General features: G+C 61.3%; 18 protein-coding genes. All 18 read right to left on the bottom strand.

Translation table 11 applies throughout. The features are described 5' to 3' along the window. Positions 1 to 17: 17 nt before the first annotated feature. Positions 18 to 407 (bottom strand): 30S ribosomal protein S11, encoded by a 390-nt coding sequence (rpsK, locus tag LHJ54_RS09325; protein WP_228243611.1) that lies wholly within the window; start codon positions 405 to 407, stop codon positions 18 to 20. 70 nt (positions 408 to 477) lie between these two features. Next, positions 478 to 846 (bottom strand): 30S ribosomal protein S13, encoded by a 369-nt coding sequence (rpsM, locus tag LHJ54_RS09320; RefSeq protein WP_228243610.1) that lies wholly within the window; start codon positions 844 to 846, stop codon positions 478 to 480. A gap of 209 nt (positions 847 to 1,055) precedes the next feature. Further along, a complete protein-coding gene (locus LHJ54_RS09315; protein ID WP_228243609.1) occupies positions 1,056 to 1,754 on the bottom strand; it encodes an adenylate kinase in 699 nt (232 codons plus the stop codon). Positions 1,755 to 1,778: 24 nt separating this feature from the next. Then, positions 1,779 to 3,143 carry a preprotein translocase subunit SecY gene (gene secY, locus LHJ54_RS09310; protein ID WP_228243608.1) on the bottom strand — a complete coding sequence of 455 codons (1,365 nt, stop codon included), beginning with the start codon at positions 3,141 to 3,143 and terminating at the stop codon, positions 1,779 to 1,781. 183 nt (positions 3,144 to 3,326) lie between these two features. Continuing rightward, positions 3,327 to 3,815, bottom strand: a complete 489-nt coding sequence (gene rplO, locus LHJ54_RS09305; protein ID WP_228243607.1) for a 50S ribosomal protein L15 — start codon at positions 3,813 to 3,815, stop codon at positions 3,327 to 3,329. Positions 3,816 to 3,874: 59 nt separating this feature from the next. Continuing rightward, positions 3,875 to 4,051, bottom strand: a complete 177-nt coding sequence (gene rpmD, locus LHJ54_RS09300; protein ID WP_228243606.1) for a 50S ribosomal protein L30 — start codon at positions 4,049 to 4,051, stop codon at positions 3,875 to 3,877. Positions 4,052 to 4,056: 5 nt separating this feature from the next. Then, positions 4,057 to 4,881: a 30S ribosomal protein S5 gene (rpsE, locus tag LHJ54_RS09295; protein ID WP_228243605.1), complete on the bottom strand. Its 825-nt coding sequence runs from the start codon at positions 4,879 to 4,881 to the stop codon at positions 4,057 to 4,059. After that, positions 4,881 to 5,225 (bottom strand): 50S ribosomal protein L18, encoded by a 345-nt coding sequence (gene rplR / locus LHJ54_RS09290; protein ID WP_228243604.1) that lies wholly within the window; start codon positions 5,223 to 5,225, stop codon positions 4,881 to 4,883. Before rplR ends, rpsE begins: the two co-directional genes overlap by 1 nt. Position 5,226: 1 nt before the next feature. Continuing rightward, positions 5,227 to 5,760 (bottom strand): 50S ribosomal protein L6, encoded by a 534-nt coding sequence (rplF, locus tag LHJ54_RS09285; RefSeq protein WP_228243603.1) that lies wholly within the window; start codon positions 5,758 to 5,760, stop codon positions 5,227 to 5,229. After that, the gene (gene rpsH / locus LHJ54_RS09280; RefSeq protein ID WP_228243602.1) at positions 5,760 to 6,155 is read right to left on the bottom strand and encodes a 30S ribosomal protein S8; all 396 of its coding nucleotides are present in this window, start codon (positions 6,153 to 6,155) and stop codon (positions 5,760 to 5,762) included. The genes rplF and rpsH overlap by 1 nt, the downstream gene beginning before the upstream one ends. A 12-nt stretch (positions 6,156 to 6,167) precedes the next feature. After that, positions 6,168 to 6,473 carry a 30S ribosomal protein S14 gene (gene rpsN / locus LHJ54_RS09275; protein ID WP_228243601.1) on the bottom strand — a complete coding sequence of 102 codons (306 nt, stop codon included), beginning with the start codon at positions 6,471 to 6,473 and terminating at the stop codon, positions 6,168 to 6,170. A 23-nt stretch (positions 6,474 to 6,496) separates the two neighbouring features. After that, positions 6,497 to 7,081, bottom strand: coding sequence for a 50S ribosomal protein L5 (rplE, locus tag LHJ54_RS09270; protein ID WP_228243600.1), 585 nt, complete (start codon positions 7,079 to 7,081; stop codon positions 6,497 to 6,499). Continuing rightward, positions 7,074 to 7,394, bottom strand: a complete 321-nt coding sequence (gene rplX, locus LHJ54_RS09265; RefSeq protein ID WP_228243599.1) for a 50S ribosomal protein L24 — start codon at positions 7,392 to 7,394, stop codon at positions 7,074 to 7,076. The genes rplE and rplX overlap by 8 nt, the downstream gene beginning before the upstream one ends. Next, positions 7,394 to 7,762, bottom strand: a complete 369-nt coding sequence (gene rplN, locus LHJ54_RS09260) for a 50S ribosomal protein L14 (RefSeq protein ID WP_228243598.1) — start codon at positions 7,760 to 7,762, stop codon at positions 7,394 to 7,396. The genes rplX and rplN overlap by 1 nt, the downstream gene beginning before the upstream one ends. A 71-nt stretch (positions 7,763 to 7,833) precedes the next feature. Continuing rightward, positions 7,834 to 8,124: a 30S ribosomal protein S17 gene (rpsQ, locus tag LHJ54_RS09255; protein WP_228243597.1), complete on the bottom strand. Its 291-nt coding sequence runs from the start codon at positions 8,122 to 8,124 to the stop codon at positions 7,834 to 7,836. Between the two features lie 10 nt (positions 8,125 to 8,134). Next, a complete protein-coding gene (gene rpmC / locus LHJ54_RS09250) occupies positions 8,135 to 8,347 on the bottom strand; it encodes a 50S ribosomal protein L29 (protein ID WP_228243596.1) in 213 nt (70 codons plus the stop codon). Beyond that, positions 8,347 to 8,781, bottom strand: coding sequence for a 50S ribosomal protein L16 (rplP, locus tag LHJ54_RS09245; protein WP_228243595.1), 435 nt, complete (start codon positions 8,779 to 8,781; stop codon positions 8,347 to 8,349). The genes rpmC and rplP overlap by 1 nt, the downstream gene beginning before the upstream one ends. 19 nt (positions 8,782 to 8,800) lie before the next feature. Further along, positions 8,801 to 9,496 carry a 30S ribosomal protein S3 gene (rpsC, locus tag LHJ54_RS09240; protein ID WP_228243594.1) on the bottom strand — a complete coding sequence of 232 codons (696 nt, stop codon included), beginning with the start codon at positions 9,494 to 9,496 and terminating at the stop codon, positions 8,801 to 8,803. Between the last annotated feature and the right edge of the window lie 3 nt (positions 9,497 to 9,499).

The raw sequence follows: 9,499 nt of genomic DNA, 5'->3' as shown, positions 1-9,499 counted from the left end.
CCATCCGGCAGGATCGCTTAGACGCGGCGACGCTTGGAAGGACGCACGCCGTTGTGCGGGATGGGCGTGACGTCGCGGATCGAGGTGATGGTGAACCCAACGGCCTGCAACGCGCGCAGCGCGCTTTCGCGGCCCGACCCTGGCCCCTTAACCTCGACCTCCAAGGTGCGCACACCGTGCTCGGCAGCCTTTTTCCCCGCATCGTCGGCCGCTACCTGAGCGGCGTAGGGAGTGGACTTGCGACTGCCCTTAAAACCCATCATCCCGGCGCTGGACCAGCTGATCGCGTTGCCCTGGGCATCGGTGATGGTCACCATCGTGTTGTTGAAACTGGCATTCACATGCGCGACGCCGCTGGAAATGTTCTTGCGCTCGCGCCGCTTGATGCGGCCTGGTTCGCGTGCCATGATTTTCGGTTCCTGCTACAGAAGTATGGGAACAGGGCGGCCCTGTTCCAAAGGGAAAAAGCGGGCGAGATTACTTCTTCTTGCCGGCGATCGGTTTGGCCTTGCCCTTGCGGGTGCGCGCGTTGGTATGCGTGCGCTGTCCCCGAACGGGCAGACCCGAGCGATGGCGCAGGCCGCGGTAGGAGCGCAGGTCCATCAGCCGCTTGATGTTCATCGCAGTTTCGCGGCGCAGGTCGCCTTCCACCGAATGATCGGCGTCGATCGTCTCGCGGATCTGCAGCACTTCGGCATCGGTCAGATCCTGCACCCGGCGGCTGTGGTCAATGCCGAGCTTGGTTGCGATCTGCTCCGCCGTGGTGCGGCCAATTCCGTGAATGTAGGTGAGCGCGACGATCACGCGCTTGTTGGTGGGGATGTTCACCCCGGCAATACGAGCCACTTATGCTTTCTCCATGCTCCACAGGGTCTTACGATCGGATCACCGGATCCGCCGCCCTATCTCAACGCTTGTCCGGCCAGCTGCCTGCCATACGGCAAAAAGCCCGGTCGGCTCGCCACTGCGGAGAACCTGCCGGACATGACATGAACCTGTCGGATAGAGCGCGCTTAGGCCGATTCGCTACAGGCGTCAACCGGGATCGGCCGATGTCAACCTTGTCCGCTGCTTCGGCTCGCTCTTGCCGGTCGGGCGCGCAGCTGCGCGTTCGCCAAAATCTGTTCGATATCGGCCGTCACCTGGCTGATCGGCTGCATTCCATCAACCCGGCGCACGATGCCGCGCTCCTCGTAACCTGGCAGGATTGGCGCCGTCTTGGCGCGATACTCCGCCATCCTGTGGCGCACCGTTTCCTCGTTGTCATCGGGCCGTCGCTTGAATTCCGTAGCGGCGCAGATGTCGCACACGCCAGCAACCCGGGGCAGCCGATACCGGTCGTGATAGCTTTCCCCGCAATTTGCGCAGGTAAACCGGCCAGTGACGCGGTCCACAAGGGTTTCCTCGTCCACTTCCAATTCTATGACGTAATCAAGTTTGCGGCCATGCCGGGCGAGGATCGTATCCAATTCCGCCGCTTGCACGGCAGTTCGAGGGTAACCGTCGAAAATGGCGCCGGTTGCTGGCCCCATTGCAAGCAGTTCCGCATCGATGAGCGCAGACACGATATCATCGGAGACGAGCCCGCCCCGCTCCATGATGCCCTTCGCTTCAAGACCTATCGGCGTGTTCGCCTTTACGGCAGCCCGCAGCATGTCGCCTGTCGAAAGCTGCCGCATCCGGTGATGCTGGACCAGGTGGTGCGCCTGCGTGCCCTTGCCCGCTCCGGGTGGGCCGAGAAGGATGATGTCCATAAGCTCCCCCTGAAGCCGCCGCGCCTAGCGGAGCCGCCCTTTCAACTTGGCCTTCTTGATCAGGTCGCCATACTGGTGAGCCAGCAGATGCGACTGGATCTGCGTAATGGTATCCACCGTGACGTTGACCACGATCAGCAGGCTTGTCCCTCCCAGGAAGAGCGGAATGCCGGTTTGGCGGATCATGTACTCGGGTATGACGCATACCAGCGTCAGGTAGATCGCGCCGATCACAGTAATGCGGGTCAGGACGTAATCGAGATAATCCTCAGTCCGCTTACCCGGTCGGATCCCCGGAATGAACCCGCCGTTCTTCTTGAGGTTCTCGGCCGTCTCTTCAGGATTGAACACCACCGCCGTGTAGAAGAACGCGAAGAAGATGATGCCTGCGGCGTAGAGAGCCAGGTAAAGCGGCTGCCCTGGAGCAAGGTAAAAGTTCAGTGTCTGGATTATTCCGCCAGTGGTGCTGTCCGCGGCCACCGAGTTGCCGGCAAACTGGCTGATGGTCAGCGGCAAGAGCAGCAACGAACTGGCGAAGATCGGGGGGATGACGCCTGCGGTATTCAGCTTGAGCGGAAGATGCGACCGGTCCGCCTGCATCATGCCGCGCGCCGTGGAACGCTTGGGATACTGGATCAGCAACCGGCGCTGCGCCCTTTCCATGAAGCAGATGAAGAGGATCAACCCCACGATCATCAGAATAAAAGCAACGATGAGCGCAGGCGAGATGGAGCCGGTCCGCCCGCCCTCGAAGAAGTTACCAACAAAGCTTGGAAACTGCGCCACGATGCCGGCCATGATGATGAGCGAGACGCCGTTCCCAATACCGCGACTGGTGATCTGTTCGCCCAGCCATAGGAGGAACATGGTGCCGCCGACGAGGCTGATAACCGCACCTATCCGGAATGTAATGCCCGGGTCCACGACGGCTGCAAGCCCGTTTTGCGCGGCAAAGCTCTCCAGTCCCGAGGCAAGGAACCAACCCTGGATCGCGCACAGGAACACTGTGCCATAGCGGGTGTATTGATTGAGCTTTTGCCGCCCCGTCGAGCCTTCCTTTTTCAGCGCCGCAAGCGTTGGGTGGAGAGAGGCCGCCAACTGCACCACGATAGACGCAGTGATGTAGGGCATCACGCCGAGCGCGATCAGGCTCATGCGCTCCAGGCTGCCGCCGGAAAACGTGTTGAACAGATCGAGAATGCCGCCGCGTGCCTGATCGTACAGTTGATTGAGGATCAGCGGATTGACGCCGGGCAGCGGCACGAAGCTCAGGAACCGAAAGACCACCAGCGCGCCGATGGTGAACCAGATGCGCTTCTTAAGCTCGGTCGCCTTGGAAAAATTGGCGAAGCTCAGATTGGTGGCTAGACTGTCGGCGCGTGATGCCATGTCGATACAAAAGCCTTACAACAGGCCGGCCCCTCCCGGCGATTGGCTGCACAGATAAGGGCGGCGACCGGAATTGTCGAACCCCTCCGGCAAGATTTTGCGCCGTGGTGAACGCCGCCTTCTCCGCCAAGAGGGGTCAGTCAAGGGCAGCAGAGCCTCAGCGACCCTGCTGTTCCGTCGACATCAGTCAGAAACGCCTGCCGGAGCAGCGCGTTTGGCAACCACTTCAACAGAGCCACCAGCGTTTTCAACGGCGTCGAGAGCGCCCTTGGATGCGCCGGTCACCTTCAGCTGCACTTTGACGGAAATCGTACCTTTGCCAAGCAACCGCACGCCATCCTTGCCGCCACGCGCCAGACCTGCCGCCTTGAGCGCATCGTGGTCGATCACCCCGTCCGTGGACAGCTTGCCAGCGTCGATCATCTTCTGGATCATGCCCAGGTTCACCTCGGCGTAGTCCTTGGCGAAGATGTTGTTGAAGCCGCGCTTCGGGAGGCGCATGTGAAGCGGCATCTGCCCGCCTTCGAAGCCGTTAATGGCCACACCAGAACGAGCCTTTGCGCCCTTCTGACCGCGCCCCGCGGTCTTGCCCTTGCCCGAGCCGATGCCGCGCCCGACGCGCATTCGCCCCTTGCGGGCGCCATTGTTGTCGCGGATTTCGTTGAGTTTCATAGTCTGCACTCGCTTTCGCTTTGTTCGCGCTGTCAAACCGCCCTGACGAGGCGGCAGCTTTAATCTACGATAGCTACCATGTGCGGCAGCTTCGCGATGGCACCCCGCACCTCAGGCGTATCCTGAACTTCCACCACCCGGTGCATCTTTCCCAGACCTAGCCCGGTCAGGATCTTCTTCTGCTCGGCCGGCCTGCGGATCGGGCTGCCGATCTGCTTGATCTTGATCGTTGCCATGTCGCTTACTCCGTCAACGCCGCGGCTTCAGCTTCTGCTTCGGCCGTACTGGTGCCGCCGCGGCCAAGCAGATCCGCGACCCGCTTGCCGCGACGCTGAGCCACCGATTTGGGCGAGGTCTGATCCGTGAGCGCGTCAAAGGTTGCCCGGATCATGTTGTAGGGGTTCGAGGTTCCCACTGACTTCGTCACCACATCCGCAACGCCAAGGCTCTCGAATACTGCGCGCATCGGACCACCCGCGATGATGCCGGTTCCAGGAGGAGCGGTTCGCAGGGTGACCTTGCCTGCGCCAAAGCGGCCATTGCCGTCATGATGCAGAGTGCGTCCATCCTTCAGCGGAACGCGGACCATTTTCTTCTTGGCGGACGCGGTCGCTTTTGTGATCGCCTCAGGAACTTCGCGCGCCTTGCCATGGCCGAAGCCGACGCGGCCCGTGCCATCGCCAACGACCACCAAAGCCGCGAAGCCAAAGCGCTTGCCGCCCTTCACCGTCTTGGAGACGCGGTTGATATGAACCAGCTTCTCGATGAGGCCGTCATCTTCTTCCTCGCGCCGTGCACGTCGGTCGTCACGTCCACCACGACCCCGACCCCGCTGCGCCCCACGATCACCGCGGTCGCCACGGCCACGGCGGGCCGGCTGGGACGGGTCACCTGCCTCGGCGGACTGGTTCTCGCCCGCTTCAGTCGGCGCAACCGTCGATGTCGGGGTGGAGCCAGCGTTGTCGATTACCGGCTGCTCATTGACAGGGCTGGACGTTTCAATCGCGGCCACCTGCTCTTGCGTCACCTCGGTTGTCCCGTCGGTCTTGTTTTCATCAGCCATCATCAGAACTCCAACCCACCTTCACGGGCAGCATCGGCCAGCGCCTTGACACGGCCATGATAGAGGTAACCCCCGCGATCGAACACGACACTTGTCACGCCTGCCTGCTTGGCGGCGTCGGCAATCGTCTTGCCCACCATGACCGCCGCATCGACATTCGCGCCAGATTGCTCGGTGCCCAGAGTGGAAGCGGACGCAACGGTGCGCCCTGCAGTGTCGTCGATCACTTGGGCATAGATGTGCTTGTTCGTGCGGTGCACGGAAAGACGCGGACGAGCCCCTCCGCGGCTGCGAAGAGCGGTGCGCACCCGGCGCCGGCGGCGCTCGAAAAGAGATAGCTTGGCCATGTTACTTCTTCTTCCCTTCCTTGCGGAAGATGTACTCGCCGCGGTATTTGATGCCCTTGCCCTTGTAAGGCTCAGGCTTGCGCCACTCGCGGATTTCCGCCGCGAACTGTCCGACCTGCTGCTTGTCGATGCCGCTGATTTCGACCGTGGTCTGGTCTGGCGTTTTCACTTCGACACCCTCGGGTACGTCCAGTTCAACGTCGTGACTGTAGCCAAGCTGAAGCCGCAGCTTCTTGCCCTGCGCCTGCGCACGGTAGCCAACGCCGGTAATTTCCAGCGTTTTGGTGAAGCCTTCTGACACGCCCTCAACCAGGTTGGACACCAGCGTCCGCTGCATGCCCCAGAACGCGCGTGCACGCTTGCTGTCGTTGGCGGGCAGAACGGAGATGCCCCCGTCTTCGATTTTGTAGGCGATGTCATCCGACAGGCCCATCGACAAAGTACCCTTGGGTCCTTTGACGACAAGCGTGCTGCCGTTGATGTCGGCGTTCACCCCACCGGGGATCGCGACCGGCCGCTTTCCAATCCGGCTCATCAGAATACCTCCGCCAGAACTTCGCCGCCGACCTTCTGCGTCCGCGCCTCCGCGTCAGAAAGAACGCCGCGGGGCGTGGACACGATGGTGATACCAAGGCCGTTGCGGACTGTCGGCAGTTCGCGGCTGCCGGAATAAATGCGCCGTCCCGGCTTCGACACGCGGGCGACATGCTTGATCGCCGGTTCGCCTTCGAAATACTTCAGTTCGATGCGCAGCGCCTTGTGCTTGCCGCTGCTGTCTTCGGAATAGCCGCGGATGTAGCCTTCGCGCTGGAGCACCTCCAGCACATTGGCGCGCAGCTTGGACGCAGGGCTGAGGACGGAGTCCATCTTCGCACGCTGTCCGTTACGGATGCGGGTGAGCATATCACCCAGTGGATCGGTCAATGCCATCTCGTCAGATCCTTACCAGCTCGACTTGGTGAGGCCGGGAATAAGTCCCTTGTTGCCCAGGTCGCGAAGTTCGATTCGGTTGAGCCCGAACTTCCGGTAATAGCCGCGAGGGCGGCCGGTGGTGGTGCAGCGGTTGCGCACCCGCGTGGGATTGGCGTTGCGCGGTATCTCCGCCATCTTGAGGCGCGCAATCATCCGCTCGCCTTCGTCAAGCGACTTGTCGTCAGCCACGGCCTTCAGCCGCTCGTACTTGGCCGCATACCGCTTCACCAGCGCCTTGCGCCGCTCGTTTTTGTTGATGGAACTCAGTTTCGCCATGGACTTAAGCTCTCCTTAGCGGCTCACGCCGCCTCCTTCTGCTCTTCCTGCTTCTGCTCGGAAGGGAACGGGAAACCGAACAGACGCAGCAGTTCGCGCGCCTCTTCATCGGTCTTCGCCGTGGTGGTTACAATGATGTCCATCCCCCGGACCTTCTCGATCTTGTCGTAGCTGATCTCGGGAAAGATGATCTGTTCTTTAAGGCCCATGGCATAATTGCCGCGTCCGTCAAAGCTCTTAGCATTCAGGCCACGGAAATCGCGGATGCGTGGCATCGCCACCGTCACCAGGCGGTCCAGAAACTCGTACATCCGCTCGCGGCGCAGAGTGACTTTGCACCCGATCGGCATACCTTCGCGGAGCTTAAACTGCGCGATGGACTTCTTGGCCTTGGTGATCACCGGCTTTTGTCCGGCAATCAGCGCCATCTCTTCAGCGGCGGTCTGAACCTTCTTCTTGTCCTGGCTGGCTTCACCAACGCCCATGTTGAGCGTGATCTTCTCCAGCTTGGGGACTTCGAGCCGGTTCTTGTAGCCGAACTTCTCAGTCATCACCTTCACGATTTCATCGTCGTAGCGCTGCTTGAGGCGGGGGGTGTACTCAGCCATTGATCGTCTCCCCGGAACGCGCCGCAACGCGAACCTTCTTGCCGTCGCGCTCTTCAAAGCGGACGCGAGTGGGCTTGCCATCCTTCGGATCCGCCAGAGCCACCTTGGCGATGTGCATAGGCGCTTCGCTGCGCTCGATCCGGCCTTGCGGGTTCTGCTGGCTTGGCTTGCGGTGACGCGCGGCAATGTTCACGCCGTCAACCACAACTTTGCCGTCCTTCGGCATCACTTGACGCACCGTGCCGGTCCGGCCCTTGTCCTTGCCGGACAGAACCACCACGCTATCACCCTTCTTGATCTTGGCAGCAGCCATCACAACACCTCCGGCGCGAGCGAAATGATCTTCATGAAGCCGCGCCCACGCAGTTCGCGCACAACCGGGCCAAAGATCCGGGTGCCGATCGGCTCTTCGTTCTTGTTTACAAGCACGGCGGCATTACCGTCGAAGCGGATCACCGTGCCATCGGGGCGGCGAACATCCTTCTTCGTGCGGACGATCACTGCGCGGTGCACGTCGCCCTTCTTCACGCGTGCGCGCGGCTGTGCCTCCTTCACGGACACCACTATGACGTCGCCCACAGATGCGGTGCGCCGCTTGGAGCCACCCAGCACCTTGATGCACTGTACGCGCTTGGCGCCGCTGTTGTCGGCCACGTCCAGGTTGGATTGCATCTGAATCATTGATCCAGTTCCTTCTCGTTTGGCTTGCCGGAACCGGTCCGGCAGTTCCTTCTAATTTCTTGCCGCAAGGTTCAGGCGGCGCGACCTGCTTCTTCGATGTCAGCTTCCACGACTTCGCCGCGGCTCGCCCGCACACGATCGAGCACGGCCCATGTCTTCGTCTTGGAGATAGGCCGGGTTTCCTCGATCCGCACGGTGTCGCCGACGCGATACTCGTTACCGTCGTCGTGTGCGTGATACTTCTTCGAGCGGCGGATAATCTTGCCGTAAAGCGGATGGCGCACCTTCCGCTCGACGAGAACCGTCACCGTCTTGTCGGTCTTGTCGGATGTCACCGTGCCGATGAGAATACGTTTGGGCATGATCTTGTCCTTACGCCTGCGCAGTAGAGCGAGTGCGCTCTTGCTGCAGGGTCTTGATGCGGGCGATGGTCCGGCGGACCTCACGGACACGCGACGGTGCCTCGAGCTGGTTGGTTGCCGCCTGAAAACGCAGGTTGAACTGTTCACGCTTCAACTCGGTAAGCTGCTCGGCGAGTTGGTCGTCCGAACGGGCCCGCAGATCAGCAACTTGATCAATAGCCATTATTCGCCTCCGAGATGTGAAGTGTCGCCAAGCCGGGCCACGACTTTCGTCTTGATCGGCAGCTTCATGGCAGCGCGTTCGAATGCTTCTGCCGCGAGCGGTCCGCCGACCCCGTCCAGTTCGAACAGAATGCGGCCTGGCTTTACCCGTGCCGCCCAGTACTCGACGGAACCCTTGCCCTTGCCCTGCCGGACTTCGGCAGGCTTCTTCGATACCGGCACATCGGGAAACACGCGGATCCAGAGACGCCCCTGACGCTTAATATGCCGCGTGATCGCACGCCGCGCCGCTTCAATCTGGCGGGCGGTAATCCGCTCCGGCTCCAGGGCCTTCAGACCATAGGAGCCGAAATTGAGGTCAGTCCCGCCCTTGGCATCGCCATGGATGCGGCCTTTAAAGGCCTTGCGGAACTTGGTTTTCTTTGGTTGCAGCATCGCCTTACCCTAACCTGCGTCAGCGCGCCGGCCGCACGCCGGAAGTCTGTGCTTCCAGCATGAGCCGATCCTGCGCTGTAGGATCGTGGGCGAGAATTTCGCCTTTGAAGATCCAGCATTTGATCCCAATGATGCCATAGGCGGTCAGCGCCTCGGCTTCGGCATAATCGACGTTGGCGCGCAAGGTATGCAGCGGCACGCGACCTTCCCGGTACCATTCCACCCGCGCAATTTCAGCGCCGCCAAGCCGGCCACCGCAAGTGATCCGAATGCCTTCCGCACCAAGCCGCAGCGCGGATTGCACCGCCCGCTTCATGGCCCGCCGGAACGCCACGCGCCGGATAAGCTGATCGGCAATGCCTTGCGCAACCAGTTTCGCATCGACTTCAGGCTTGCGGATTTCCACGATGTTGAGCTTGACCTCGCTCTGCGTCATGGTTGCCAGCTTGCCGCGGAGCTTCTCGATATCCGCGCCCTTCTTGCCGATAATCACGCCAGGACGGGCGGCATATATCGAGATGCGGCACAGCTTGGCCGGCCGCTCAATGACCACCTTCGAAATCGCTGCCTGGGGCAGAGACGCGATGATGTACTTGCGGATCTCGATGTCTTCCTTGAGCAGCTGCGCGTAGTTACGCCCTTCGGCATACCACCGGCTGTCCCAAGTACGGTTGATCTGCAGGCGCAGACCGATCGGATTGCTCTTCTGACCCATCGA

Source organism: Porphyrobacter sp. GA68 (genome assembly GCF_022605525.1).
Classification (GTDB): Bacteria; Pseudomonadota; Alphaproteobacteria; order Sphingomonadales; family Sphingomonadaceae; genus Qipengyuania_B.
The sequence above is the reverse complement of the archived record's forward strand: the minus strand, read 5'-3'. Positions and strand labels throughout refer to the sequence as shown.

What these genes read in the sequence shown, in the direction of transcription:
- rpmC (WP_228243596.1), bottom strand. Translation starts at nt 8,347, where the DNA reads ATGGCTATTGATCAAGTTGCTGATCTGCGGGCCCGTTCGGACGACCAA.
- rplR (WP_228243604.1), bottom strand. Translation starts at nt 5,225, where the DNA reads ATGGCCAAGCTATCTCTTTTCGAGCGCCGCCGGCGCCGGGTGCGCACC.
- rplN (WP_228243598.1), bottom strand. Translation starts at nt 7,762, where the DNA reads ATGATTCAGATGCAATCCAACCTGGACGTGGCCGACAACAGCGGCGCC.
- rplX (WP_228243599.1), bottom strand. Translation starts at nt 7,394, where the DNA reads ATGGCTGCTGCCAAGATCAAGAAGGGTGATAGCGTGGTGGTTCTGTCC.
- rpsH (WP_228243602.1), bottom strand. Translation starts at nt 6,155, where the DNA reads ATGGCATTGACCGATCCACTGGGTGATATGCTCACCCGCATCCGTAAC.
- rplF (WP_228243603.1), bottom strand. Translation starts at nt 5,760, where the DNA reads ATGAGCCGGATTGGAAAGCGGCCGGTCGCGATCCCCGGTGGGGTGAAC.
- secY (WP_228243608.1), bottom strand. Translation starts at nt 3,143, where the DNA reads ATGGCATCACGCGCCGACAGTCTAGCCACCAATCTGAGCTTCGCCAAT.
- rpsC (WP_228243594.1), bottom strand. Translation starts at nt 9,496, where the DNA reads ATGGGTCAGAAGAGCAATCCGATCGGTCTGCGCCTGCAGATCAACCGT.
- rplE (WP_228243600.1), bottom strand. Translation starts at nt 7,081, where the DNA reads ATGGCTGAGTACACCCCCCGCCTCAAGCAGCGCTACGACGATGAAATC.
- LHJ54_RS09315 (WP_228243609.1), bottom strand. Translation starts at nt 1,754, where the DNA reads ATGGACATCATCCTTCTCGGCCCACCCGGAGCGGGCAAGGGCACGCAG.
- rpsN (WP_228243601.1), bottom strand. Translation starts at nt 6,473, where the DNA reads ATGGCGAAACTGAGTTCCATCAACAAAAACGAGCGGCGCAAGGCGCTG.
- rpsK (WP_228243611.1), bottom strand. Translation starts at nt 407, where the DNA reads ATGGCACGCGAACCAGGCCGCATCAAGCGGCGCGAGCGCAAGAACATT.
- rpsQ (WP_228243597.1), bottom strand. Translation starts at nt 8,124, where the DNA reads ATGCCCAAACGTATTCTCATCGGCACGGTGACATCCGACAAGACCGAC.
- rpsE (WP_228243605.1), bottom strand. Translation starts at nt 4,881, where the DNA reads ATGATGGCTGATGAAAACAAGACCGACGGGACAACCGAGGTGACGCAA.
- rplO (WP_228243607.1), bottom strand. Translation starts at nt 3,815, where the DNA reads ATGAAACTCAACGAAATCCGCGACAACAATGGCGCCCGCAAGGGGCGA.
- rpmD (WP_228243606.1), bottom strand. Translation starts at nt 4,051, where the DNA reads ATGGCAACGATCAAGATCAAGCAGATCGGCAGCCCGATCCGCAGGCCG.
- rplP (WP_228243595.1), bottom strand. Translation starts at nt 8,781, where the DNA reads ATGCTGCAACCAAAGAAAACCAAGTTCCGCAAGGCCTTTAAAGGCCGC.